The sequence below is a fragment of the Plantactinospora sp. BB1 genome (assembly GCF_003030385.1).
Taxonomy (GTDB): domain Bacteria; phylum Actinomycetota; class Actinomycetes; order Mycobacteriales; family Micromonosporaceae; genus Plantactinospora.
Genome location: NZ_CP028159.1, coordinates 4,298,109 through 4,323,447, shown reverse-complemented (window position 1 = coordinate 4,323,447; position 25,339 = coordinate 4,298,109). Strand labels below are relative to the sequence as shown.

Genomic DNA, 25,339 nt, shown 5'->3' with positions numbered 1-25,339 from the left:
GTCGTCCGGCTGTGCGGCACCAGATTCTGCAACCGGAGTACCCGGCCGGCCGTCCGGCCTAGACTCCTTCCGCCGGTATTGACCTCGGTGGATAGGCGGAGCGGGTGTCGACGACCGATCGCGTGGGTGGACTGTCGCACCATCGGAGCCGGCTGTGGCCGACGATCGCCGTGGTCGGGGTCTGGATCGCCACCCGGACGGTCTTCGTCCTGATCTACGCGAACGTGGTCCGGGCGCCGGTCGGGAACGTCTTCGCCGACGTGGCGCTCTACCGCCGCTGGAGCGACGGGCTGCTCGACTGGCAGGTTCCCCGCGACGATCCGATGTGGCAGTACCCGCCCGGCGCCGCCGCGCTGTTCCGGTCCCTCCGGCACGTCGCGGGGGACTCGGCAGGCTCGTACGAGAGCACGTTCTTCGCCTTGGCCCTCGTCGCCGACCTGCTGGTCCTGCTCACCCTGCTCCGACTCGCCCGTGGCGACGGCCTGCTTCTCGGCGTCTGGGCGTGGGCCGTGGTCGTCCCGCTGCTCAACCTGCTGACGTACGCCCGGTACGACATCTTCGTCACCGCGACCGCCGTCGTCGCGCTCGCCGCGACGATCCGGCGTCCGGTCCTCGCCGGTGCGGCGCTGGGCATCGGCGCGCTGATCAAGGTCTGGCCGGCGGTACTGCTGATCGCTGCCAGACCGCTCGATGGCCTCCGGCCGGTCCTTGCCGGCTTCGCCGTGACGATCGCCGTGCTCGGCGGTCTCCTCACGCTCGCCTTCACCGGCGCCTGGTCCGGGTTCACCGGCAACCAGGCGGACCGTGGCCTCCAGATCGAATCGATCGGTGCCACCCCGCTGGTCCTGGCCCGCCTCGGCGACCACGGCGTCGACGTCCGCTACGCCTACGGTGCGATGGAGTTCGTGCACGACCCGTTCGTCCGACCGGTGACGCTCGGGCTGCCCGTCCTGACGTTTCTCGGGCTGGCCGCCCTGGGCCTCTGGTGGCTCGCCAGGGGACGGCATCTCACCTGGACCGGCGCCCTCGGCTTCGACGTCGCACTGCTGGCGGTCCTGACGACGGTGGCGACCAGTCGGGTCTTCTCCCCGCAGTACATGCTCTGGCTGGTCGCGGTGGCGGCGGTCTGCCTGACCCGCCGGGACACGACGCAGCGCGTCGCCAGCGCCCTGATCGTCGTCGCGACCGCGCTGACCAGCGCGCTGTTCCCGTGGTACTACGCACAGGTGTCGACGGACCCCGCCTGGCCGGGTACCGCCCTGCTGGTCGTCCGGAACGCCCTCGTCGTGGCGGCGCTCGGCATCGGCTTCCGCGCCCTGACCCGGCGTCGTGAGGGCGCGGCCCAGGTCGGCGCTTCGCGCCTTTCACCCGTTTGAAGGAGGTACGTGAAGATCGGCGTTACGATGGCCGCGTAGTGGCGGACGCCCCGGCCCGCCGCCGGCACCCCTGCGGAGCCATGGCGGGAGAGGCTGTCGTCATCAGGACGGATCCCCATGCGGCGCTTTCTCCGATTCCGAACGGTGCCGGCCAGCGCCGGAATCGACCGCGCGAGCCCGTTCGAACTCTTCTTCGACCTCGTCTTCGTCTTCGCCCTCACCCAGATCATCGCCTTCATGGGGCATCCGCCCAGCTTCACCAGCCTGGCGCGGGGACTGTTGCTCCTGCTGTTGCTGTGGTTCTCCTGGGGGGCGTACATCTGGCTGAGTAACCAGGCCCGGTCCGACGTCGGCCTGATCCAGGCCGGCACGCTGCTGGCGATGGCCGCCCTGTTCGTGGCCGCTCTGGTGATCCCGGAAGCCTGGCGCACCGAGGCCGGATCGATGCGGGCGCCGCTGATCCTGGTGGTGGCCTACGTGACGCTCCGGGCGGTGCAACTCGCCCTCTACTACCGGGTCGCCGCACACGACCCGGCGGTACGCACCGGGCTGCGGGTGCTCGCGATCCCGATCGTGCTGGCCTGGATCCCGCTCGTCCTCGGCGCGCTGTACGGCGGTTCTGTGCAGACCCTGCTCTGGGCGGTTTCGTTGCTGGTCGACATCGGTGGCCAACGGCTCGCGCTCGCCGTCTTCGGGGGCTGGCGGTTGCGGAATCCCGGTCACTTCAGCGAGCGGCACAACCTTGCGCTGATCATCGCGCTCGGCGAGTCGTTGATCTCCATCGGCACCGGCGCCGGGAAGGCGGTCACGCACCCGCCGGTGCTGGCGGCCGCCCTGCTGGGCCTGCTCTCGACGGTCTGCCTGTGGCGGCTGTACTTCGAGAACGTCGGGCCGGCCGCGGCCCGCGCCCTGGCCGGGGCCCCGGCGCCGCAGCGTGACCGGATCGCCGCCGACGGGTACGGTCTGGCCTACCTGCTGATGATCACTGGAATCATCTACCTGGCGCTCGGGATCGAACAGGTCGTCGCGGACCTGGCCGAGAACCGGTCCGGCGGGTTCGCCGGTGAACCGCTGGACTGGCCCTCGGTCGTCGCCCTGCACGGCGGTGCCGCGCTCTACCTCGCCGGTCGGCCACTCTTCCTCTGGGTCGCCCTCCGGTCGGCGCCCCGGGCGCAGTTCGGCGCGGTCGGCGCGGCGCTGCTGCTGTTGCCGGCGGGAAGGCACCTGCCCGCCCTGGCCGCGTTCGGCCTGGTCGTGGCGTTGCTGGTCGTGGCGACCGGTTACGAGCGCGTGCGCTGGCGGCCGGCGCCGCAGTCCTGACGCGGCACCGGGTTACCGTCTCGTGCGGCCGGCGACCGACGATCTCCTGGTTGATCCGTCGCATGCCGCCCCCGGCCCGACACGCTGCCGGCGGCGCTTTGCCGCCGTTCGCCCGTTTGATTGAAGTACGTCATTGCCCGGGTTACGCTGACCGGGTAAGTGGTGGCTTACCCGGACCCCGCTTCGTCGTGTCGACGTGCGCTGGAATGGGTGGAAACGTGAACGTCACCGGCATCGACCATCGTCCGACCGGCCCGCCGGCCCCGCCCGGGCCGACCCGGCACCGCCACACCGGCACCCTTGCCGGCGCCATGGCCGGAGCCGTCATCGCGCTGCTGCTCGGATATCTGCCCGGGGCACGGCTGGGCCTGCCGGGCCAGCCGAGCGAGCCGACCGGGCCGCAGCTCCGGTGGGCCTTCACCGCCACCGACGAGACCTACGCCGCACCGGTCGTCGCGGGCGGCACGGTCTATCTCGGCAGCGCCGACGGCACCCTCTACGCGCTCGACGCCGCCACCGGTACGGTGCGCTGGACCCATCCGGTCCCCGAGCCGGAGACGACCCTGACCATCGCCGACGGCGTCCTCTACCTCGCCGGTTCCGAGCTGCTCTACGCGCTCGACGTCGCCACCCAGCGGATCCGGTGGAGTTTCCGGGTCGGCGGCAGCCTCCGGTCGACAGTGAGCGCGACCGGCGGGCTGGTCTACGTCGCCGACCAGCACGGCAGCCCCGGTCCGAACCTCTACGCGCTGGACCAGGCCACCGGCCGGCTCCGCTGGAGCCGCAACCTGGGCCGCCTGCACGGCACCGGACCGACGGTGGCGCACGGCGTCGTCTACGTCGGCGGCGACCACACGCTGTACGCGCTCGACGCGGGTACCGGTGTCCTCCGGTGGAGCTATCCCGACCTGCCGGGACCGGTGGGTGCCGCCCCGGTGGTCTCGGACCACGCCGTGCACATCACGGCCGCCGGCAGCTACCTCGGCGCCTTCGACCTGTGGGACGGCCGGAAACTGTGGAGTCACGAGTCGGATCTGGTGGCGACACCGGTGGTCCGGGACGGCACCGTCTACGTACCGCTCGACACCGGCTGCTGTTTCGACCGCTGGCGTACCAACGCCTACCGGGCGTCGACCGGGGAACTCCTCTGGTCGGCCGAGTTCCACGCCTCGGGGCTGGTCACGGCGGGCGGAGTCCTCTACTCCCGCGCGGCCGGCGACGGCACGGTGTACGCGGTCGATCCGGCGACCGGCGCGGTGGGCTGGCGCTTCGCGGCCGGGGACCGGAACTCGGCCGCGCCCGCCGCCACCGGCGACAGCGTGTACGTGGCCGACGGCGAGCGCACCCTCTACGCGTTCCGGGCTCCACCGCCGCCGCCCTGGCGCTGATCCGGCCCCGTGCGGCCGGCCCGGCGGCGAGCAGGGCGCTGGGCGCAACGGCGCAGCATGTCACTTCTGCGCGGGAATCAGTAACAAACTGGCCGTTGTCCGCCCCCACCGGGGTCACTAGAGTCCAACGCCATCCGGCGCAGACCAGGGGGCACGGCGCCCGTACTCCTGTCCGGGACTGCCGACGTGGCGCAACCGAGCGGGGACGGGGGCTGGCGTGATGCGGGAGATTCCACACTGGATCGACGGGGCCGAGGTGGCCGGCGGCGGGGACCGGCGGCTGCCGGTCTACGACCCGGCGACCGGGGAACGGCAGGCCGAGGTGGTCGCCGCGACCGACGCCGAGGTGCGCGCCGCGGTCCGCTCCGCCGCCGCCGCGCAACCGGGCTGGCGGGCGGCCTCGCTGTCCCGCCGGGCCGAGGTGATGTTCCGGTTCCGCGACCTGGTGGACGCCAACCGGAAGGAGATCGCCACCCTGCTCTCCACCGAGCACGGTAAGACGGTGGCCGACGCGGCCGGCGAGGTGGCCCGGGGCCTGGAGAACGTCGAGTTCGCGGCCGGCGCTCCGCACCTGCTCAAGGGCGGCTACAGCGAGCAGGCCGCGACCGGGGTGGACGTCTATTCGATCCGCCAGCCGCTCGGGGTGGTCGCCGGGATCACCCCGTTCAACTTTCCGGCCATGGTGCCGATGTGGATGTTCTGTACCGCGTTGGTCGCCGGCAACACCTTCGTGCTCAAGCCGAGCGAGAAGGACCCGAGCGTCTCGCTGCTCCTCGCCGACCTGCTGCGCCGGGCCGGGCTGCCGGACGGGGCGTTCAACGTGGTCCAGGGCGACCGGTCGGCGGTCGAGGCGCTGATCGCCGACCCGGACGTCGCCGCGCTCTCCTTCGTCGGCTCCACCCCGGTGGCCCGGTCGATCTACGTCGCCGGTACTGCCGCCGGCAAGCGGGTGCAGGCGCTCGGCGGGGCCAAGAACCACATGGTGGTGCTGCCGGACGCCGACGTCGGGGCCGCGGCCGACGCCGCCGTCTCGGCCGGGTTCGGTTCGGCGGGGGAGCGCTGCATGGCCGTCTCGGTGGTGGTCGCGGTCGGCGGGGTCGCGGACCCGCTGGTCGAGGCGATCTCGGAGCGGATGGCGCGGATCCGGGTCGGCCCGGCCAGCGACCCGGACGCCGAGATGGGACCGTTGATCACCGGCGAGCACCGGGACCGGGTGCGGGCGTACCTGGATCGTCCCGGCGGGCGGGTGGTGGTCGACGGGCGGGCGCTGCCGGCCGCCGACGGGCCCGGGTTCTTCCTCGGCCCGTCCCTGGTGGACCATGTCCCGACCGACTCCGGCTACTACCTCGACGAGATCTTCGGGCCGGTGTTGTCGGTGGTCCGGGTCGACAGCTACGCCGAGGCCGTCGCACTGGTCAATTCCCACGAGTACGGCAACGGCACCGCGATCTTCACCCGGGACGGCGGCGCGGCCCGGCGCTTCCAGTACGACGTGGTCTGCGGCATGGTCGGGATCAACGTGCCGATCCCGGTGCCGGTCGCCTACTACAGCTTCGGCGGCTGGAAGTCGTCGCTCTTCGGCGACCTGCACATGTACGGCCCTGAGGGGCTGGCCTTCTACACCAGGACCAAGGTGGTCACCTCGCGCTGGCCCGACCCGGCGACCAGCGAGGTCGACCTCGGCTTCCCCAAGGTGCGCTGAGCGGGGCGGTACGGCGACGGGGGACCGCCCGGACCCGTATCGGATGTCGGTCGGGGCTTGTGATAAAACCTACTAAGCAGATAGGTTTTATGGGCTACCCTCACCGGTAGTCGCACACCTGCCCTGAGGACCGAAAATGATCTCCATTTCTTCGAACCCGTCGACCGGCCCGGACCCGCTCGCCATCGCCCGCCGGTACGCGGCGGCGGCGGCCGGCCCGGCCGGTTGGCCCGTACCGCTGCGCTTCGACCCGCTCGAACGCTGGTACCACCGGCTGGCCGGCGCCGCCGACCACGAGGTGTGGCTGCTCACCTGGCTGCCCGGCCAGCACACGGACCTGCACGACCACGGCGGCTCCGCCGGTGCCTTCCTGGTCGCCGCCGGAACGCTGGTCGAGGAGACCGTGGCCCGGGGCCGGCTGCACCCCCGTCAGCTCGGCACCGGCGCCGGTCGCCGGTTCGGTGCCCGGCATGTGCACCGGGTGGCCAACACCGGCGACGAGCCGGCGGTGAGCGTGCACGTCTACCGCCCCGCGCTGCGGAGGATGACCCGCTACCGGCTCGACGGCGGGCGGCTGCGGGTCGCCGACGTGGCCGAGGCGGGAGTCGCCTGGTGACCGGGTGCGGCACCCGGTGCGGGTTCGAGGCCCGACACGACGGAAGGACAGCACGGTGAACCTGACCAACCTCCGAGAGCCCGTCGACGGCTGTCGCGGAGCGCAGGCCCCGGCCGGTTCGCGGAGCATCGACGAGATCCTCGCCGCCGCCCGGGTGCGGCTGCGCCGCCTGGAACCGGAGGCGGGGCACCTCGCCGCCCGCGCCGGTGCGGTACTGGTCGACATCCGCCCCGCCGCCCAGCGGGCCGCCACCGGGGCGATCCCGGGGGCGCTGCTGGTGGAACGCAACGTCCTGGAGTGGCGCTTCGACCCGCGCAGCTCCGCCCGGCTTCCGTTCGCCGACCGGTACGACCTGCCGGTCATCGTCCTCTGCCAGGAGGGCTACACGTCGTCCCTGGCCGCCGCCGCCCTCCAGGAGATCGGCCTGCACCAGGCCACCGACATCGTCGGCGGATTCGTCGCCTGGCGCGGGCTCGGGCTGCCCGCCTTCGGGCCGACCGACGTCTACGCCCAACCCGAAACCGTCCCGCCGGTGATCCCCCGGCGGGCGCTCACCTGACCCCCGCGCGCCACCGCACGCGGGCGGACCGGACCAACGTCCCACGAAGGAGTTCCCATGTCGGTCGTCGCCATCCACCCGCGTACCCCGTCACCCGCCGGACCGCGCCGGGCCCCCTCGGCCCGGCGCCGTTCGCCGGCCGTCGAGACCGCGTCGGCCGTCGAGACCGCGCCGGTCATCCGGGTCACCGTCGACCTCCCGCTGGTCGGCGGGCGGGTCACCGAGGAACTGGCCCTGCTGCTCGGGCTGGTTCGTCAGCTACGCGACCAGGGCGCCGACGTGGTGACCGAGACCCGCCTACCGGGCCGGGCCGCCACCGACCCGGGCCTGCCCGGCCTGCCGGACTCGCTGCTGCCCGATCTGCCGGAGCCGTTGCGGCCCGGCGCCGGTCTGCCGGCGGCGTCGCTGCCGGGCGTCGGTCTGCCGGAGCCGTTGCCGACCGCCGCCGGTGCGGCGGCGGCGACCGGTCCGGACGACGCCGACTCGCTACGGGTACTGACCGGGCCCCGGGTGGTGCTCCAGGGCGGGCGACCGGTCCCGTTCACCCGGCTGGAGTTCGACCTGCTGGTCTTCCTCGCCCGCAACCCGCGCCGGGTCTTCACCCGGTTGCAACTGCTCGGCAACGTCTGGGGGTACGAGCACGCCGTCGCGCGTACCGTCGACGTGCACGTACGCCGGCTGCGGGCCAAGGTGCACCCGTCGATGCCGCTGGTCACCACCGTGCACGGGGTCGGCTACCGGCTCGCCGACGACGCCCCGGTACGCATCGACGACCTCACCTGACGCCCCCGGCCTCCCAACGGCCCGCTGGGCGGCGGAGGGGCTCAGCCGAGCAGGGCGGCGATGGCGGCGAGCGAGACGGCGGCGGCGATGGTGGAGAGCACCACCACGTCCCGGGCGTGCGGCTGGGCCTGCCGGTAGTGGGTGGCGAAGACGAAGACGTTCTGCGCGGTCGGCAGCGCCGAGGTGACCACGGCGGCGAGCAGGGCCGGACCGGTCAGCCCCAGCGCGTACCGGGCGATCAGGTACGCCACCACGGGCTGTACGACGATCTTGAGGATCACCGCGACGTACCGCTCGGCGGACCCGGGACCGACCGCCAGGGGGCGGCTGCCGGGCAGCGACATGCCGAGCGCGATCAGGGCCAGCGGAACGGCGGCCGAGCCGACCAGGTCGAACGGGAGCAGCAGCTCGGCCGGGGGCTGCCAGCCGGAGACCGAGACCAGCAACCCGCCGGCCGAACCCAGCATGATCGGGTTCCGGGCCGGCAGCAGTGCGAGCCGGCGTACCGACAGGCCCCGGTCGGTGGTGGTGGCGTCCAGTACCCCGAGGGCCAGGGGCGCCGCCACCAGCACCTGGAAGATCAGTACGGGGGCGACGAAGGAGACGTCTCCGAGCACGTACGCGGCGACCGGCAGCCCGAGGTTGGCCGCGTTCACGTACGACGCGGACATCGCGCCGATGGTCGCCTCACCGGCCGGGCGGCGCCAGCCGAAGCGCGCCACGAGCAGGTAGACCGCCGCCACGATCAGGGTACTCAGCACGAAAGCGGCCAGCGCCGGGGTGAACAGATCGGCCACTGTGGAGCGCGCGAGGGTGCCGAAGAGCAGCGCGGGGGTCGCGACCAGGAAGACCAGCCGGGCGATCACCGCGGTGCCGTGCGGGCCGAGCAGGTCGTACCGGCCGACGAGGTAGCCGACCAGGGTGACCGACCAGATCACCGCGAACCCCGTCACCACACCCCGCATCCTGACCATCCTGCCGGGTGTGCGTGCCGCGACATGATCTGGTACTAAGAGCGAGCAAGTGATTCCGTTGAGTTTGTCGATTGTCACATTCATGCATCGTCGTGTCCCCTTGACCCTCGCCCCGGTGCCCGGAAGCATCGAGGCAGCGGCGGTTCGGGCCGTGGGGAACACCCGGAGCAGCCAAGGAGGACCATGTCGGTCAGCCCCGCCTCGTCGCGTACCGGGTGGCACAGCGCCCAGCCGGTCGGCCCCGGCCGACCGCCGGGAGCCTCCCGCCGGCCCGCCGGGTCGACCGCGCCGACGCTGACGGTAACGTTATCGATCCCGCTCGTCGGCAACGAGGAACTCCTGACGGCACCCGCCCGTCGGCTGCTCGAAGCCGCCCGCGAGCTGGTGGAACGGGGCGAGGCGACGATCACCGGTGGGTTCGCCGGCCAGGCGGAACGCCGCGCCGAAGCCGCCGCCCCGCGCACGCCGGCCCGACCGGTCTCCGCCACCGCCACCGGCGGCTCGGAGCTGCACATCCTCGCGGCGTCCCGGTCCGTGCTGCTCGGCGGCGAGCCGCTGCCGCTCACCCGGCTGGAGTTCGACCTGCTGATGCACCTGGTCGCGCACCCCCGGCGGGTCTTCACCCGACTCCAGTTGCTCACCGCCGTCTGGGGCTACGAGCACACCGGGGTACGCACCGTCGACGTGCACATCCGGCGACTGCGCGGCAAGGTCGGCGACGTACCGCTGATCACCACCGTCTACGGGGTCGGCTACCGGCTGGCCGACGACGCCGTGGTCACCATCGACCGCAACGCCTGACCCACCGGCCGGGACGGCCGACCCACCCCGGGGCGAGGCGTCAGCTCCACGGGGTGGGCCCGGCGTCCCGGGAGAGCAGGGCGGCCTGCACCCGGTTCGTGCAGTCGAGTTTCCCCAGGATCCGGCTCACGTACGTCTTGATGGTCATCTCGCTCATCCGCAGCCGCCGGCCCACCTCGGCGTTGGAGAGACCCTCGGCGACCAGGCGCAGGATCTCCGACTCCCGCGCGGTCAGTACGGCCAGCCGGTCCCGCGCCTGCCGTCGCCGCGCCGCCGGTTCCGGCGCCACCATCCCGAGCAGCAGCCGGGTCACCGCGGGGGAGAGGTAGGCGTCGCCGTCGTGCGCGGCGCGTACCGCGCGGATCAGCTCCTCCGGCGTGCAGTTCTTCAGCACGAACCCGGCCACCCGGGCCTGCACCGCCCGCAGCACGTTCGGCTCCGCGCCGAACGAGGTCAGCACCACCACCCGGAGTCCCGGCAGTCGCCGGCCGAGTTCCTCGACCACGTCGAGGCCGTCCAGCACCGGCATCCGGATGTCCAGCAGCGCCACGTCGACCCGGTGCCGGAGCGCGGCGTCGACCGCCGCGCCGCCGTCCGCCGCCTCGGCGACCACCTCGATGTCGCCGGCCGACTCCAGCACGGTGCGGATGCCGGCCCTGATCAGTGGCTCGTCGTCGGCGAGCAGCACCCTGATCACCTCACCGCACCCCCAGCAGCATGCTCGCCGGCATCGCCACGAACATCAGGGCCGCGGTGGCGAGCCCGAGGGCCAGGGTACGGATCCCGCCCGGCGCGGGCAGCTCGGCGTCCGCGGCGTCCGGCTCGGCGACGGGCAGCATCGCGAGGAGTCGCCAGCTCCGTGCGCCGCCGTCCGGCTGGGCGGGATCGCCGGGCTCGACGATCCGGTACGCGACCAGCCCGCCCGCCTGCTCGGCCCGCTCCCGCAACCCGACCAGCCCGTGCCCGACCGCGCCCGGCCCGTCGCCGTCGCCCTCCGCACCTCCGATACCGCAACCGCCACCGTCCCGGGTGGGTCCGGGGCCGGGCGGCGTCCCGGCCCGCTCGGGCAGCGGGTTGTCGACGGTGAGCAGCAGGGCGTCCGGCTCCCACCGGAGCCGTACCGTCACCGGCTGGCCCGGCGCGTGCTTCAGCGCGTTCGTCAGCCCCTCCTCGACCACCCGGTACGCCGCCCGCCCGGCCGCGCCGGGCAACGGGCCCGGGGTACCCTCCTGCCGCAGCGTCACCGGGGTGCCGGCCGCGCGGAACTCCGCGACCAGCGGGCCGATCCGCTCCGAGCCCGGCGAGCGCTGATCGGTCCCCTGCCCGCCGCGCAGCGCACCGACCAGCTCGTAGAGTTCGTCCAGGGCGCCGCGTGCGGCTCCGGCGAGCTGCCGCACCGCCTGGCGCTGCACCGGCGGCAGCTCCGCCACCTCCAGCGCGGCGGCCTGCACCGAGACCAGGCTGAGCCGGTGGCCGAGCGAGTCGTGCATGTCCCGGGCGATCCGCAGCCGCTCCCGGAGCTGCTCCTGCTCGGCGAGCAGCTCCCGCTCCCGGCGGAGCTGCCGGTTGTGCCGGTCCAGGGTGGAGACCAGCCGCTCCTGCTGGGCCAGGTAGCGGCCGACCAGCACCGGCAGCGCGGCGAAGACCAGGTACGTCGAGATCAGGTTCGGGACCGTGCCGGGCTCCGCCGGGGCGGTCACCAGGTGTACGGCGAGCGCGCCGGTCAGCGCCCCGGCCACCATCACCGCACCGGTGCGGTCCAGCGCCTTCCGCCCCGCCTGGTAGGCGGCCCAGAGCAGCAGGACGTACCCGCCGTCGGAGAGTGCGACGAGCAGCAGCGCGCCGATCAGCGCACCGACCGGGGCCCGGCGGCGTACCGCGATCACCAGTGCGACCAGCACGACGTGGCCGACGACGTCCCAGGGCGACGTCCCGGGCCCGGAGCCGGCCAGCAGCAACGCGGTCTCCGCCAGCAGTACGACCACGGGCAGCAGATGTCGGCGCATGCCAGCAGGTTACGTCCGCCGGCCACCCGCCGGCACCGACCGGCACCCCGGTGGCACCCCGCCGGCCGGCGCCCCGACGGTGCCGCCCTTGGCCCCGTCGACATTGGTGGGCGGGGTGGACGACTTTCGAGGACTGTTCCGGCGGGCGGCGCTGCCTAGCGTGGCGGTCGTGATCGAGGTGTGCAATCTCAGCAAGCGCTACGGGCGGACGGTCGCGGTCGACGGGATCTCCTTCACGGTCCGGGCCGGACAGGTGACCGGCTTCCTCGGCCCGAACGGTGCGGGCAAGTCGACGACGATGCGGATGATGCTCGGCCTCGACCGCCCGAGCGGCGGTCGGGTGCTCATCGACGGCCGGAGCTATCCGGAGCACGTCGCGCCGCTGCGCTCGGTCGGCGCGCTGCTGGAGGCCCGGTCGGCGCATCCGGGGCGCAGTGCCTACCACCACCTGCTCTGGTTGGCGCAGAGCAACCGCATCCCGCGCGCCCGGGTCGCCGAGATGCTCGCCCTGGTCGGGCTGGAGAGCGTGCCGAAACGGCGGGTCGGCGGCTTCTCGCTCGGCATGGTGCAGCGGCTCGGGATCGCCGCCGCGCTGCTCGGCGACCCGCCGGTGCTGCTCTTCGACGAGCCGGTCAACGGACTCGACCCGGAGGGCATCCGGTGGATCCGGGAGTTGATGCGGGGGCTCGCCGGGCAGGGCCGGACCGTCTTCGTCTCCAGCCACCTGATGAGCGAGATGGCGTTGACCGCGGACCACCTGGTGGTGATCGGGCAGGGCCGGCTGCTCGCCGACACCGGGATGCGGGAGTTCGTCGAGGCGAACTCCGGCACGACGGTACGGATCCGGGCGCCGGAACCGGAGCGGCTGCGCGGGGTACTGGCGGCCGCCGGCATCCGGGTCGAGGCGGAGCCGGACGGGACGCTGCTGGCGTACGACAGCGAGGCCGCCCGGATCGGGGAGCTGGTCGCGGCCAACCGGCTGACGGTGCACGAGGTCGGCGTGCAGCGGGCGTCCCTGGAGGAGGCGTTCATGCGGCTCACCGCGACCGCGGTGCGGTACCGGGCCGACGTCGAGGCGGAGGGTCGGCGATGAGCGCGGTGCTGCGGGCCGAGCTGACGAAGATCCGGACCGTCCGGTCGACGGTCTGGACCCTGTTGCCGACCTTCGTCGTCGGCGTCGGCATCAGCCTGCTGGCCGGGCTCAGCTTCGGCGCGCAACCGCCGGAGCGGCAGTTCGGCTTCGACCCGCTCTTTCCCGCCTTCTACGGCCTGACGCTCGGCCAGCTCGCCCTGGTGGTCTTCGGGATACTGGTGATGGCGAGCGAATACAGCTCCGGCACGATCCGGGCCACCCTGGTCGCCGTGCCGCGCCGGGGACGCTGCTACGTCGGGAAGATACTCGCCGCCGCCCTCTTCGCCACTGCGGTGGCGGTACCGACCGTGCTGGTCGGCTTCTTCGCCGCCCAGGCCGCGCTCGGCCGGTACGGCGTCGGGCTCGGCGCCGACGGTGCGGTGGCCGCCGTGCTCGGTGGCTGCCTGCACCTCGTACTGCTCTGCCTCTTCTCGCTGGGGGTGGCGGCGATGCTGCGCAGTCCGGTACGCGCACTGGCGGTACTGTTGCCGATCTTCTTCCTCGGTTCGCAGGGCCTCGGCAACGTCCCCGGACTGCGTACCGTCACCCAGTACCTGCCGGACCAGACGACCTGGGTGATCCTGCACCTCGCCGGGTCGCAGGACGAGGCCCGGTGGGCCCGGGACTACGGCCCGTGGACCGGGGTCGCCCTGCTGGCGCTCTGGACCGCCGCCTCGCTGCTCGGCGGCTACCTCGTGCTGCGCCGCCGGGACGCCTGACCGGCCGCTCCGCCCGGGGGGCAGGATGGTCGGATGAGGGTCCGTCCGATCAGCCCCGAGCTGCTGGTGCAGGAGTTGGCCGACCGGCTGGCCGGCGAGCGTGCCGGCGGCTGGCTGCGGGTGGCGGTCGACGGGCCGCCGGCCGCCGAGCCGGGCCGGCTCGCCGACGCGCTGGTCGACCCGCTGCGGGTCCGGGGCCGCCCGGCCGTCCGGATCGACACGGCGGACTTCCTCCGGCCGGCGTCGCTCCGCTACGAGCAGGGCCGCACCAACCCCGACGCGTACTACTTCGGCTGGCTCGACGAGGCGGGCCTGCGTCGGGAGGTACTCGATCCCGCCGGCCCGGCCGGTTCGGGCCGGATCCTGCCGTCGCTGTGGAACGCCGAGACGGACCGGGCCACCCGGGCCGACTACCTCACCCTGCCGCCCGGCGGTGTCGTCCTGGTGAGCGGGGCGCTGCTGCTCGGCGGCGGCCTACCGTTCGACCTGGCGGTGCATCTCGTGCTCTCGCCCGGCGCGCTGGCCCGGCGTACCGCCCCGGCACAGCGGTGGACCCTGCCCGCCTTCGCCCGCTACGCCGACGAGGTCGGACCGTCGGCCTTCGCCGACGTGGTGGTCCGGCTGGACGACCCCCGGCACCCCGCGCTGGTCGAGGCGGACAGCGTCGGATGACCCGGTGGCCCGGGGTCCGGGGCGGGTCGGGAAATCGACGGTTTGCCGGCGACGGCGGTGGGGTAATCGCGCTGCTCATGACGGAGCGACCCGGACAATAACGTCCAGGACCGCAGATCCGTTCCTTCGACGGAAAGGCAGGCAGCGCATGCTCGTCAACGAGGCAATCGGTACGCGCCGCTCGGCGGCCGACAGCGACCAGATCCGCCGCGCCCTGCAGGCCCGCTTCGACGAGCTGACCGTCGAGTACGACGAGGCGTTGGCACAGAGCCAGGTGCTGCGACTGGTGGAGGTCGGTGACACGGCCGGCGACGACCAGGCCGACAGCGGCACCAAGACGGCCGAGCGGGACACCGCGCAGTCGCTGCTGCGGACCATTCTCGACCGCCGGGCGCAGTTCGAGCACGCGCTCAGCCGGCTGGCCGAGGGGACGTACGGCTGGTGCGAGGGATGCGGCGACTCGATCCCGGTCGAGCGGCTGGAGATCTTCCCCTCCGCGACCACCTGCGTCACCTGCAAGCAGTCCCGGGAACGCCGGGCGGCCTGACCGGACGCGACCGACGACGGAGGTGGACCGCGCTCGGCTTGCCCGTCCCGTTCGGGGCGGGTGAACTGGAGTCATGGGTGAGATCAAGGTCGGCACGGCCTCGTGGACCGACAAGACCCTGCTGGAATCGGGTTGGTATCCGGCGGGCGCGGACACCCCGGAACGGCGGCTCGGCCACTACGCCGAGCGGTTTCCGCTGGTCGAGGTCGACGCCACCTACTACTCGCCGCCCGCCGAGCGGACCGCCGAGCTGTGGGTCGGGCGCACCCCGCCCGGGTTCACCTTCAACGTGAAGGCGTTCAGCCTGCTCACCGGGCATCCGACCCGGGTCTCCGCGCTCTACAAGGACCTGCGGCCGGAGACCGAGAAGAAGAACGTCTACCCGGGCGACCTGCCGGCACAGGCGTACGAGGAGGTCTGGACGCGCTTCCTCTCCGCGCTGGAGCCGCTGGCCGAGGCGGGCAAGCTTGGCGCGCTGCTGTTCCAGTTCCCGCCGTGGTTCACCATCCGCCGGGACAACAAGCAGTACCTGCTGGAGGTGCGGCGGCGGTGCGGCCCGCTGCGGCCGGTCTTCGAGTTCCGGCACGCCTCCTGGTTCGCCGACGGCAACCGGGAGGAGACCCTGGAGTTCCTCCGCAAGCACGAGTTGGCGTACGTCTCGGTCGACATGCCGCAGGGGCACCGCTCCTCGGTGCCGCCGGTGCTGGCCGCCACCGCCGACCTAGCGGTGGTCCGGTTCCACGGGCACAGCGACAAGTGGACCAGCAAGAACATCTACGACAAGTTCGGCTACCACTACTCGGATCGGGAGCTGGCGGACTGGGCGCCGAAGCTGCGCGAACTCGCCGACGACACCGCCGAGACACACGTGTTGTTCAACAACTGCTATCGCGACTACGCGCAGACGAACGCCGAGAAGCTCCGCGATCTCCTCTCGGCCTAGCCGCCGGAATCACCCGGTGCGGGTGAGCGGCGGTCACCCGTCCCAGGGCGAGCATGGCAAGGGTGGGCAGTAGCCGAGACGGGACGGGGGATCAGTCGTGCCGAACAATTCGTACTCGATCTTCGAGTCGTCGATAGACAAGACCAACCTCATCCTCAAGGACATCGAGCAGGCGTACGGGTGGCCGAAGGAACGCCGCAACCAGTCGTACGCGGCGCTGCGGACCGTACTGCACCTGCTCCGGGACCGGCTGCCGGTGCAAGAGAGCGTGCACTTCGCCGCCCAGTTGCCGGTGCTGGTCCGCGGGGTCTACTTCGACGGCTGGGATCCGAGCGTCGTCCCGATCAAGCTGAACCGCGAGGAGTTCCTCTACGAGGTACGCGCCGGTTTCCCGTTCGACGTCGAGGGCGGCCCGGCGACCGTGGTGAACACGGTGCTGAACGCGCTGCGCCGGCACGTCACCGACGGGGAGTGGGACGACGTCAAGTCGACCATGCCGAAGGACCTCACCACGATCATGCCGTAGCCCGGCGAGCGGTTGCTCAGGGCGTCCGGCTGATCGGGACGCCCCGGCGCCCGGCGATCGCGGCCAGCGCGGCGGCGTCGACGATCGCCGCTCCGCCGGGATCGTTGTTGAAGTAGACGTAGACCGGTTCGTCGCCGGGGAAGGCCGCGCCGATCCGGTCCAGCCAGGAGCCGAGCGCGGTCCGGCCGTACCGGGGCCGGGGTTCGGCCCGCCCCTCGTGCAGCCGCAGGTAGCCGAAGTCGGCGGTACGCCACAGCGGCGTCACCGGTCGGCCGCGCCGGTCGGCCCAGCAGAGCGCGGCGCCGTACCGCTCCAGCACCTGCCGGGTCTGCCCGGTCCACCAGGACGGATGCCTCGGCTCCACGGTGACCCGTACTTCGGGTGGGAAGAGGGAGAGCACCTCGGCCAGCGCGCCGGTGTCGGCCGGCAGGTTCGGCGGCAGTTGCAGCAGTACCGGACCGAGCCGGTCGCCGAGTGCGGTGGCCCGGCCGAGGAACCGGGCGACGGGTTCGGCCGGTTCCCGCAGCCGCTTGATGTGCGTCAGGTAGCGGCTCATCTTGACGGCCACGCAGAAGTCGTCCGGGGTACGGGCCCGCCAGGCGGCGAAGACGTCCCGTTCGGGCAGCCGGTAGAAGGCGTTGTTCACCTCGACCGTGCCGAACCGTTCGGCGTAGTGCTCCAGCCAGCGTCGTTGCGGCAGACCGGTCGGATAGAACCGGTCCCGCCAGTCGCGGTACTGCCACCCGGAGGTGCCGACGAGGATCATCCCCGGTCAGTATGCCGGCTCGGCCGCCCGTCCACCCGTCGGGCGACGCCCGAGGCCCCGCCGGGTGTGGGCCCGGCGCCCCAACCGCCGACCATCGGGGCGCCGGGCGGCTGTCAGTGCAGCGTCACCTCGGCGACGAGCTGCCGGCGGTGGTCCACCCGCCGCTCGGGGCCGGTCAGCTTGACCGGGACGGTGTGCCGGTGGTCGTCGCTGGAGGCGGAGAGCCGCAGCTCCAGGTCGCCGGGCTCGACCACCCGGTGGCCGCGCCGACCGGTGAACGAGGAGAGGTCGGCGTGCACCCGGAAGTCCACCTGCCGGGTCTGGCCCGGTTCCAGCGGCACCCGGGCGTAGCCGATCAGTCGGACCACCGGGCGGTTGACCTGGGCGACCGGGTCGTGCAGGTAGAGCTGCACCAGCTCGGTGCCGGCCCGGTCGCCGTCGTTGCGGACCGAGACCGAGACGGTGACGCTCCCGTCGGTGGGCATCTCCACCGGCCGGTCCGCGACCGGTGCCGCACCCTCCACCCGCACCTCGGGCCAACTGAACGCCGTGTACGACAGGCCGTGGCCGAACGGGAAGAGCGGGGTGGGGTCGACGCTGCTGACGTCGGTCTTCTGGCCCAGCTTCGGGTTGAGGTAGCTGTTGGGCTGGCCGCCCGGGGTGCGCGGGACGCTCACCGGCAGCCGGCCGGAGGGGTTGACCGAACCGCTGAGCACCCGGGCTACCGCCGGCCCGCCCTCCTCGCCGGGGAAGAACGCCTGCACCACCGCGGCGAGCCGGTCGATCGAGTCGCCGAGCGCGTAGGGGCGGCCGGCGAGCAGCACCAGCACCACCGGGGTTCCGGTCTCCAGCAGTGCGGCCAGCAGTTCCGCCTGGGCACCGGGCAGCCGCAGGTCGTCGCTGTCGCAGCCCTCGCCGGAGGTGCCCCGGCCGAAGAGTCCGGCCCGGTCACCGAGTACGGCCACGCAGACGTCGGCCTCGGCGGCGACCGCGGCGGCGGCGCTGATCGCGTCGGCGTCGAGTTCGGCGGAGCCGTCGACGGTGCTGCCGGGGGCGTACTTGATCGGGGTTTCGGGCAGCTCGGCCCGGAGCGCGGCCAGCAGGGTGGGGATCTCGACCCCCTCCGGCAGCTCCGGGTGCTGGCTGCCGACGTGGCTGGGGAAGGTGTAGCAGCCGAGCATCCCGGCAACGTCGTCGGCGAGTGGCCCGACCATGGCGATCCGGCTCTCCGGCCGGAGCGGCAGTGCCCCGGAGTTCGCCAGCAGCACCACCGACTCCTCGGCGATCGTCCGGGCCAGCGCCCGGTTGGCCGGCGGGTCGAGGTCGACGGAGCCCTCGACGACGCCGGGGATGTCGCCGTTGCTCCGCTCGGCGGTGCCGGCCAGTGCCGCCGGCAGCGGCGACCAGTCGGGGTCGAGGAGGCCGAGTTCGCACTTCTGCCGGAGGATCCGGGTCACCGCCCGGTCGACCAGGGACTCCGGCACGGCGCCGGCCCGGACCGCGTCGATCAACAGGTCGCCGTAGCAGTGCGCGGAGGGCAGTTCGACGTCCACCCCGGCGGTCAGTGCCAGCGCCGCGGCCTCGCTCAGGTCGCCCGCGACGTTGTGCAGCCGTTGCAGGAAGCTGATCCCGAAGTAGTCGGAGACGACGGTGCCGGTGAAGTCCCACTCGTCGCGGAGCAGCCGGGTGAGCAGCTCCGGGTCGGCGGCCGGCGGGATGCCGTCGATCTCGTTGTAGGCGTGCATCACCGATCTGGCACCGCCGTCCCGCAGCGCCATCTCGAAGGGCGGCAGGAGCACGTCGGCCAGCTCGCGGTGCCCGGCGCTGACCGGTCCGTGGTTGCGGCCGGCCCGGGAGGCCGAGTATCCGACGAGGTGCTTGAGGGTGGCGACCACGCCGGTGGACTCCAGGCCCCGGACGTACGCGGTGGCGATGGTGGCGACCAGGTAGGGGTCCTCGCCGATCGACTCCTCGCAGCGCCCCCAGCGCAGGTCCCGGATCACGTCGAGCACCGGGGCCAGCCCCTGGTGTACGCCGAGCGCCCGCATCGCCGACCCGATCTGCCCGGCCATCCGCTCGACCAGCTCGGGGTTGAAGGTCGCGCCCCAGGCCAGCGGCGTGGGATAGACGGTCGCCTTCCAGGTCATGATGCCGGTCAGGCACTCCTCGTGCGCGATGGCCGGGATGCCGAACCGGTTGGCGGCGACGATCTCCTCCTGCATCCGGGCCAGTGCCCGGGCGCCGAGGGCGGGGTCGACGGGCGCGGTGCCGAACGCCCGGGTGACCTGGCCGAGGCCGTTGCTGATCAGTGCGCGCCAGTCCGGGGCCTCGCTGGTCATCTCGTGCTGGTGCGGCGCCAGGTCCTCGCCGGTGGAGTCGCCACCGACCCAGACGCCGTACAGTTGGGCTGCCTTCTCTTCCAGCGTCAGCCGGGCGAGCAGGTCCTCCACCCGCCGCGCCACGGGCAGCCGCGAGTCCTGCCAGCCGGGCAGGGTGTCGGGAGCGGGGCTGTCGCTGGGCGCTGCGTCGTCCGCCGGGACGGTCGCGGTCGCGGTGAGCTGTCCGTCGTGTGGATGCCCATCGTGCACCCCCGTCACCTCAAGCCGCTCGACTTCGGTGGTTGTCCGACTGGTGTCGGCGGCATTGCGGTTGCTGCTCACGAGCAGCCTCCTGTCGCTTGTTGCTGGCCTCTTCCGGAGCCGCCGCACGTCGAAGTGAGGTTTGGACGCGGGCGCACACGTACTTCCGACATGTTTCCGGAAAGTCCGGCCCGCGTCGAGAGGGTACTTAGGCCGAAAGTAGCTCGCAAGCCTCCGGAGGGCGCAAGCCTTGACCGTTTGTTCACCACGTCGTAGCGTGCGCCGCATCACGGCGAATTATCGGGCCGGCACCGAAAGTTTGCGGATGCTTCGGCTCGGGCCCGGCGCGGGAGACGTCCGGTCGCCCCGAGCGGCGCAGGTCCGCGACGGCGGCGTGAAAGGGATGAGGACTCGTGCGACGACCCCGGGACCACCGAAACGGTAGCCCACCGGCCGGGCGGGGGTCGGCGAAAGTGATGATCATCTCCGGTTTACCGGGTGTGGGTCGGCAGGCGTGCGGCTCCGGTTGCGACCGGCGGCCGGGCGTCGGCCGTCGGCCCCGCGACACCTCCGGTCGGGGCGTGGTCACACCCGGATGACGTGGCGGGCGGGGGAGCCCGCCGAGGACGCGGGCGGGTCGGCCGGGCGGGGACCGGCTCGCCCGCCCTCGGCGGAGCTGATCTAGACCGCGCCCGGTCCCGGTGTTACATTGACACGTGTCTCTGTCTCGTCGGGCGGCCGTGCCCACGGAAGAGTGGTCCCTGGAGGTGCGGCATGCGGAGTAGTCGGCTTCTCGTCACGGGTGCGGCGCTCGCCGTCGTACTCGGCGGCGCCGGGTTCGCCGTCGCCGACACGACCTCGGCACCGGGCGACGGGGCGGGGGTGCTGGCGGCCGGAGACTTCGACTTCAGCCGCCCGGAGACCGTCGCCACCAACCTCCAGGCGCCCTGGGGGATGGCCTTCCTGCCCGACGGCAGCGCACTCGTCGCCGAGCGGGACACCGCCCGGGTCGTGCAGATCCGCCCGGGGCAGAGCCCGCAGCAGGTCGCCACCATCTCCGGCGTCTCGCCCGGCGGCGAGGCCGGGCTGCTCGGCCTGGCCGTCTCGCCGACCTACGCCAGCGACCGCTACGTCTACGCCTACTTCACCTCTTCCAGCGACAACCGCATCGTCCGGTTCCGGCTCGACGCGCCGCAGACCCAGACGCCGATCCTCACCGGACTGGCCCGGGCCAACTTCCACGACGGCGGCCGGATCGCCTTCGGACCCGACGGCATGCTCTACGCCGGTGTCGGCGACGCGGGCCAGACCGCCAACTCGCAGAACCCGTCCAGCCGCAACGGCAAGATCCTGCGGATGCGCCCCGACGGCAGCGCCCCGCCGGACAACCCGACCGCCGGCTCGCTGGTCTACAGCCTCGGGCACCGCAACGTGCAGGGGCTCGCCTGGGACGCCCAGGGCCGGCTCTACGCCAGCGAGTTCGGGCAGAACACCTGGGACGAGGTCAACTACATCGTGCCCGGCGGCAACTACGGCTGGCCGACGGTGGAGGGGCAGGGCAACGACCCCCGGTTCCGCAACCCGATCGTCACCTGGACCACCGCCGAGGCGTCGCCGAGCGGTGCCACCATCGACGGCAACATGCTCTTCGTCGCCGCGCTGCGCGGTACCCGGCTCTGGCAGGTGCCACTGAACGGCAGCGGCGGGGTCAGCGGCAGCCCGATCGCCCGGCTCACCGGCCAGTACGGCCGGCTGCGTACCGTCGAACGCGCCCCCGACGGCGCGCTCTGGGTGGCCACCAGCAACCGGGACGGCCGGGGCTCGCCGGCCGCCACCGACGACCGGATCCTGCGCTTCCTGCCGGTCGGCGCCACTCCGACGCCCACCGCGACCACCCGGCCGCCCACCTCCTCGCCGACCCCGAGCCTCCCGCCGACGGTCCCGCCGACCAGCACCCCGCCGAGCAGTGGTGCCTGCACCGCGACCTACCGGCAGGTCAACCAGTGGCAGGGCGGCTTCCAGGGCGAGGTGACGGTCCGCAACAACGGCACCAGCACGCTGAACGGCTGGACCGTGCGCTGGACCTTCGCCAACGGGCAGACGATCAGCCAGCTCTGGAACGGCACACTGACCGCGAGCGGATCGTCGGTCACGGTCCGCAACGTCGGCTGGAACGGCACGCTCGGCGCCAACGGCTCGGCCACGTTCGGCTTCCAGGGCTCGTGGACCGGGACCAACACCCCGCCGAGCGACCTCGCCTGCACCAGCCCCTGAGTCCGACGCCGCCACCGGGCAGGGCCGGCCGGGATGCCGGCACCTGCCCGGGGCGGGTGCTCAGCCCCGGGCGGGATCAGCCGTCGGCACCGGTACGAGTTCCGGACGCGGCGTCCTGATCGGGGTCAGCACGGCGACTGCGGCGATGCCGAGGCAGGTCAGGCCGGCGGCGAGGCAGACGGCGGCGGTGCCGTACCGGGCCACCGCCCCGGTCAGCACCGCCGCGCCGAGCGGGCCGAGCGCGGAGTGCAGGGTCCAGAACGCCGACGTCACCCGGCCGAGCAGGTGCTCGGGGGTGACCTGCTGGCGCAGCGACATCGAGCAGATCCCGGCGAGGCTGGTCCCGAACGTGTAGGCGGCCACCAGCAGCGCCAGTGCCGGTACGTCCCGGGTCAGTCCGGCACCGGCGACGGCGAGCCCGCTGACCGCGTACGCCCCGATCCAGCAGGCGCCGAAGCCGAGTGACCGGCGGACCGGGGCGACCAGCAGCGCGGCCACGATCGTGCCCCCGGCCGCCGCGGCGAGGACCTGTCCGACGGTGCCGTCGGGGCGGCCGAGGTCGTGCTTGACGTGGTAGATGAAGACGTCGGTCAGCCCGATGGTGAGGAAGGTCAGGAACGACAGCAGGACGGTCAACGTCCGCAGCACCGGATGCCGCCAGAGGAACCGGACCCCGACCAGCAGCCCGGACCAGCCGGAACGGCCACCCCGGGCGCCAGGGGCCGGCGCGCTGCGGAGCCGGACGAGGCAGAGGCCGAGCGCGGAGAGCGCGAAGGTGCCGGCGTCGACGGCGAGCGCGGCGGTCGGCCCGACGGCCGAGGAGAGCAGCCCGGCCAGCACCGGCCCGACGATCCCGGCCGCCGCGTAGGTCGCGTAGAGCTGGCCGTTCGCCCGGGTGATCCGCTCCGGGCCGACCAGCGCCGGCACGGCGGCGACGTAGCCGACCTGGAAGACCATCCCGGCGGCGGCGCAGGCCGGCGCCACCAGGTAGAGCAACCAGAGCTGCGGCGCGAAGAGCCAGCTGACCGGGATGCTGGCGTATCCGGCGGCCCGGAACAGGTCGCAGCCGAGCAGCAGGAGCCGCCGGTCGACCCGGTCGACCAGATAGCCGGCGAAGATGCCGGCGAGCACCGACGCCGCCCCGACCAGTCCGGTCAGCAGCCCCATCCGGGCCACCGAGCCGGTCGCGTGCAGCACCAGCAGCGGTACGGCGAGCAGCGAGAACGAGTCACCCAGCGCGGAGAGCGCCTGCCCGGCCCAGAAGAGCGGGAAGTCCCGGCTGCGCCAGAGCGTGCCGGCGTCCGGTCTCGCCGCCTTCACCTGCCGGAACTGGCCGACCGGGACAGTACCCGGAGGGTGTCGACGATCCACTCCTCGGCCCGGTCCCGGGTGATGCCGAGGTCGACGAGGATCCGGGCGCCCGGCTCGGTGTCGACGGCGAGCAGGCCGAGCAGGATGTGTTCGGTGCCCACGTAGTTGTGGCCGAGCCGCAGCGCCTCGGCGAAGACGCGGTCCCGGACCCGCTTGGCGCCGGGGGAGAAGGGCAGGTGTTGCGCGGTCTCCGCCGGCCCGGTCGGCTCGGTGGACTCCGCTGATGTGCGTGTGCTGGCGTGGACGGCGGCCCGGACCGCCTCGGCGGAGACGCCGAGCGCACTGATCGCCCGGCCGGCCAGGCCGTCCGGCTCGTGCAGGATGCCGAGCAGCAGGTGTTCGGTGCCGACCTCGGGGCTGCCGGCGCCGCGCGCCTCCGCCTGGGCCTCGGTCAGGACGTGCCGGGCCCGGTCGGTGAACCGGGCGAGGACGCCGGCCGGGACCGGCTCGTCCAGCTCCGAGCGGCGGGTCACGAAGCGCTTCTGCACGGCCTGCTTGGTCACACCCATGCTCTGGCCGATCTCGGTCCAGGAGGCACCGGCGCGGCGGGCCTGGTCGACGAAGTGTCCGATCAGGTGGTCGGCGAGATCGCCGAGGTAGTCACCGACCAGTACCGCGTCGGTGAGCCGTTCCAGGGCGTCCCCGCTGGGGTGCTGGCGGCGGACGTACTCGATGAGGTCGTCGAGGCGTACCGGTAGTCGCTCCATGCGTCAACCCTAGGTTGACGATGGTCGGCCGTCAACCGGCGGTTGACTCCGGGGCGGCCCGCCTCAGGCCGGTACGGCCGAATGGCGGCCCCGGCCGGCGGTCGCCTCCCGCATGCCCCGCACGGCGAGCTGGTCCGCCCGCTCGTTCTCCGGATGCCCGGCGTGCCCCTTCACCCAGTGCCACCGCACCTGGTGGCGGGCGGCGGCAGCCTCCAGCCGCTGCCACAGGTCGGCGTTCTTGACGGGCTGCTTCGCGGCGGTCTGCCAACCGTTGCGCTTCCAGTTCGGCAGCCACTTGGTGATGCCGTCCCGGACGTACGTGCTGTCGACGTAGATCTGCACCGTCACCGGGCGGGTCAGGCTCTCCAGCGCCCGGATCGCCGCCATCAGCTCCATCCGGTTGTTGGTGGTGGCCGCCGCCTCCCCGCCGAGAAGCTCCTTCTCCACCGTGCCGTACCGCAGCACGGCGCCCCAGCCGCCCGGACCGGGATTGCCACTGCACGCACCGTCGGTGTAGATCTGCACGACCTGCTCTGTCACCGGGGCAACATACCCTGCCCGGTCAGCTGAAGAGGGCGCTGACCGACTCCCCGTTGTGGATCCGGCGCATCGCCTCGGCCAGCGCCGGGGCGACCGAGAGCACGGTCAGCTTGTCGGTGTGGTCCGCCGCCGGGATCGGCACCGTGTTGGTGCAGACGATCTCGGCGATCTCCGGCTCGGCGGAGAGCCGACGCAGTGCCGCCGAGGCGAAGAGCCCGTGCGTGCAGGCCACCCGTACGCTGCGCACCTTCTGCTCGCGCAGCCGGTCGAGCAGCTCGAAGACCGTACTGCCCTTGGCGATCTCGTCGTCGAGCACGATGACGTCCCGGTCGACCACGTCGCCGATCACCGCGCTGATCACCACCTTGTCGTCGGAGAACCGCTGCTTGGCCCCGGCCGCCACCGGCACCTTCAGCATCCGGGCGAACGCCGCCGCCTGCTTGGCGTTGCCCAGGTCCGGCGAGACCACCACCGTGTCGGTCAGGTCGTAGCCCCGGAAGTGCGTCGCCAGCTCGCGCAGCGCGTGCAGGTGGTCGACCGGGATGCTGAAGAAGCCGTGCACCTGCGGCGAGTGCAGGGTGATCGCCAGGATCCGGCTGGCACCGGCCGTGGTGAGCAGGTCGGCGACCAGCCGCCCGCCGATCGAGATCCGCGGGGCGTCCTTCTTGTCGCTGCGGGCGTAGGCGTAGTGCGGCATCACCACCGTGATCCGGCCGGCCGAGGCGCCCCGGGCCGCGTCCAGCATCAGCAACAGCTCCACCAGGTGCTCCTGCACCGGCGGCACCAGCGGCTGGATCAGGAAGACGTCCCGCTCCCGGCAGTTCGCCTGCAACTGCACCTCCAGGCAGTCGTTGGCGAACCGGGAGATCCGGGTCGGGAGCAGGGGAACGCCGAGGTGGTGGCAGATCTCGGTGGCCAACTCGGGATGGGCACTGCCGCTGAAGACCGCGATGTCGCGCACCCGGCAGAGTCTAGTGAACGCCGCCCCGCCGGCCGGTGTCCCGGCCCGGAGCGCCACGACCGCGTCGCCGGGGACGT

24 protein-coding genes are annotated in these 25,339 nt (G+C 73.0%); 15 read left to right on the top strand and 9 right to left on the bottom strand.

The genetic code is table 11. The features are described from left to right. The first annotated feature begins 104 nt into the window (after window positions 1-104). From C6W10_RS18945 to C6W10_RS39485, 7 genes are all read left to right on the top strand, one after another. Window positions 105-1,376, top strand: coding sequence for a glycosyltransferase 87 family protein (locus C6W10_RS18945; protein ID WP_159104644.1), 1,272 nt, complete (start codon window positions 105-107; stop codon window positions 1,374-1,376). A gap of 144 nt (window positions 1,377-1,520) precedes the next feature. Continuing rightward, entirely contained in the window at window positions 1,521-2,696 is a 1,176-nt protein-coding gene (locus C6W10_RS18940) for a low temperature requirement protein A (RefSeq protein ID WP_159104643.1), read from the top strand. A 206-nt stretch (window positions 2,697-2,902) separates the two neighbouring features. Further along, window positions 2,903-4,084: a PQQ-binding-like beta-propeller repeat protein gene (locus C6W10_RS18935; RefSeq protein WP_159104642.1), complete on the top strand. Its 1,182-nt coding sequence runs from the start codon at window positions 2,903-2,905 to the stop codon at window positions 4,082-4,084. 220 nt (window positions 4,085-4,304) lie between these two features. Further along, on the top strand, window positions 4,305-5,786 hold the full coding sequence (locus tag C6W10_RS18930) for a CoA-acylating methylmalonate-semialdehyde dehydrogenase (RefSeq protein ID WP_107259219.1): 1,482 nt from the start codon (window positions 4,305-4,307) through the stop codon (window positions 5,784-5,786). A 136-nt stretch (window positions 5,787-5,922) separates the two neighbouring features. Continuing rightward, window positions 5,923-6,402, top strand: a complete 480-nt coding sequence (locus C6W10_RS18925) for a cysteine dioxygenase family protein (protein WP_107259218.1) — start codon at window positions 5,923-5,925, stop codon at window positions 6,400-6,402. A 61-nt stretch (window positions 6,403-6,463) separates the two neighbouring features. Continuing rightward, window positions 6,464-6,961, top strand: coding sequence for a rhodanese-like domain-containing protein (locus C6W10_RS18920; protein ID WP_107264083.1), 498 nt, complete (start codon window positions 6,464-6,466; stop codon window positions 6,959-6,961). A 57-nt stretch (window positions 6,962-7,018) separates the two neighbouring features. Then, the gene (locus tag C6W10_RS39485) at window positions 7,019-7,744 is read left to right on the top strand and encodes a winged helix-turn-helix domain-containing protein (protein ID WP_107259217.1); all 726 of its coding nucleotides are present in this window, start codon (window positions 7,019-7,021) and stop codon (window positions 7,742-7,744) included. 41 nt (window positions 7,745-7,785) lie between these two features. Here the strand turns inward: C6W10_RS39485 and C6W10_RS18910 are convergent, their stop codons facing one another. Beyond that, complete coding sequence (locus C6W10_RS18910; RefSeq protein ID WP_107259216.1) at window positions 7,786-8,709, bottom strand: AEC family transporter; 924 nt, start codon at window positions 8,707-8,709, stop codon at window positions 7,786-7,788. Between the two features lie 192 nt (window positions 8,710-8,901). On the opposite strand from C6W10_RS18910, the gene C6W10_RS18905 reads away from it, so the two are divergent. Then, window positions 8,902-9,519, top strand: coding sequence for a winged helix-turn-helix domain-containing protein (locus tag C6W10_RS18905; RefSeq protein ID WP_107259215.1), 618 nt, complete (start codon window positions 8,902-8,904; stop codon window positions 9,517-9,519). Between the two features lie 40 nt (window positions 9,520-9,559). On the opposite strand, the gene C6W10_RS18900 is transcribed toward C6W10_RS18905, so the two are convergent. Beyond that, window positions 9,560-10,216 carry a response regulator transcription factor gene (locus C6W10_RS18900; protein WP_107259214.1) on the bottom strand — a complete coding sequence of 219 codons (657 nt, stop codon included), beginning with the start codon at window positions 10,214-10,216 and terminating at the stop codon, window positions 9,560-9,562. Window position 10,217: 1 nt separating this feature from the next. After that, on the bottom strand, window positions 10,218-11,525 hold the full coding sequence (locus tag C6W10_RS18895; RefSeq protein WP_107259213.1) for a sensor histidine kinase: 1,308 nt from the start codon (window positions 11,523-11,525) through the stop codon (window positions 10,218-10,220). Between the two features lie 169 nt (window positions 11,526-11,694). Here C6W10_RS18895 and C6W10_RS18890 point away from each other — a divergent pair, with 169 nt between their 5' ends. The 6 genes from C6W10_RS18890 (at window position 11,695) to C6W10_RS18865 (ending at window position 16,064) form a co-directional block, all read left to right on the top strand. Then, the gene (locus C6W10_RS18890) at window positions 11,695-12,618 is read left to right on the top strand and encodes an ABC transporter ATP-binding protein (RefSeq protein WP_107264082.1); all 924 of its coding nucleotides are present in this window, start codon (window positions 11,695-11,697) and stop codon (window positions 12,616-12,618) included. Next, the gene (locus C6W10_RS18885; RefSeq protein ID WP_107259212.1) at window positions 12,615-13,376 is read left to right on the top strand and encodes an ABC transporter permease subunit; all 762 of its coding nucleotides are present in this window, start codon (window positions 12,615-12,617) and stop codon (window positions 13,374-13,376) included. The genes C6W10_RS18890 and C6W10_RS18885 overlap by 4 nt, the downstream gene beginning before the upstream one ends. Window positions 13,377-13,409: 33 nt before the next feature. Continuing rightward, the gene (locus C6W10_RS18880) at window positions 13,410-14,048 is read left to right on the top strand and encodes a uridine kinase (RefSeq protein ID WP_107259211.1); all 639 of its coding nucleotides are present in this window, start codon (window positions 13,410-13,412) and stop codon (window positions 14,046-14,048) included. Window positions 14,049-14,196: 148 nt separating this feature from the next. Continuing rightward, on the top strand, window positions 14,197-14,595 hold the full coding sequence (locus C6W10_RS18875) for a TraR/DksA C4-type zinc finger protein (RefSeq protein WP_107259210.1): 399 nt from the start codon (window positions 14,197-14,199) through the stop codon (window positions 14,593-14,595). 73 nt (window positions 14,596-14,668) lie between these two features. Next, window positions 14,669-15,538 carry a DUF72 domain-containing protein gene (locus C6W10_RS18870; protein ID WP_107259209.1) on the top strand — a complete coding sequence of 290 codons (870 nt, stop codon included), beginning with the start codon at window positions 14,669-14,671 and terminating at the stop codon, window positions 15,536-15,538. 97 nt (window positions 15,539-15,635) lie between these two features. Next, a complete protein-coding gene (locus C6W10_RS18865) occupies window positions 15,636-16,064 on the top strand; it encodes a DUF2267 domain-containing protein (RefSeq protein ID WP_107259208.1) in 429 nt (142 codons plus the stop codon). 16 nt (window positions 16,065-16,080) lie between these two features. Here the strand turns inward: C6W10_RS18865 and C6W10_RS18860 are convergent, their stop codons facing one another. Both C6W10_RS18860 and C6W10_RS18855 read right to left on the bottom strand, forming a co-directional pair. After that, on the bottom strand, window positions 16,081-16,830 hold the full coding sequence (locus C6W10_RS18860; RefSeq protein ID WP_107259207.1) for a DUF72 domain-containing protein: 750 nt from the start codon (window positions 16,828-16,830) through the stop codon (window positions 16,081-16,083). Between the two features lie 113 nt (window positions 16,831-16,943). Beyond that, window positions 16,944-19,490, bottom strand: coding sequence for a beta-glucosidase (locus tag C6W10_RS18855; RefSeq protein ID WP_234361325.1), 2,547 nt, complete (start codon window positions 19,488-19,490; stop codon window positions 16,944-16,946). Window positions 19,491-20,183: 693 nt separating this feature from the next. Between C6W10_RS18855 and C6W10_RS18850 the strand changes: the two genes are divergently transcribed. Further along, window positions 20,184-21,683: a PQQ-dependent sugar dehydrogenase gene (locus C6W10_RS18850; RefSeq protein WP_107259205.1), complete on the top strand. Its 1,500-nt coding sequence runs from the start codon at window positions 20,184-20,186 to the stop codon at window positions 21,681-21,683. Between the two features lie 60 nt (window positions 21,684-21,743). Here C6W10_RS18850 and C6W10_RS18845 read toward each other — a convergent pair whose 3' ends face one another. The 4 genes from C6W10_RS18845 to C6W10_RS18830 all read right to left on the bottom strand — a co-directional run bounded on the left by C6W10_RS18845 (window position 21,744) and on the right by C6W10_RS18830 (window position 25,262). After that, window positions 21,744-23,003 carry an MFS transporter gene (locus tag C6W10_RS18845; RefSeq protein ID WP_107259204.1) on the bottom strand — a complete coding sequence of 420 codons (1,260 nt, stop codon included), beginning with the start codon at window positions 23,001-23,003 and terminating at the stop codon, window positions 21,744-21,746. Further along, a complete protein-coding gene (locus tag C6W10_RS18840; RefSeq protein WP_107259203.1) occupies window positions 23,000-23,761 on the bottom strand; it encodes a Clp protease N-terminal domain-containing protein in 762 nt (253 codons plus the stop codon). The genes C6W10_RS18845 and C6W10_RS18840 overlap by 4 nt, the downstream gene beginning before the upstream one ends. Before the next feature lie 63 nt (window positions 23,762-23,824). Continuing rightward, window positions 23,825-24,301, bottom strand: a complete 477-nt coding sequence (gene rnhA, locus C6W10_RS18835) for a ribonuclease HI (protein WP_107259202.1) — start codon at window positions 24,299-24,301, stop codon at window positions 23,825-23,827. 22 nt (window positions 24,302-24,323) lie between these two features. Then, window positions 24,324-25,262, bottom strand: coding sequence for a ribose-phosphate pyrophosphokinase (locus C6W10_RS18830; RefSeq protein ID WP_107259201.1), 939 nt, complete (start codon window positions 25,260-25,262; stop codon window positions 24,324-24,326). Between the last annotated feature and the right edge of the window lie 77 nt (window positions 25,263-25,339).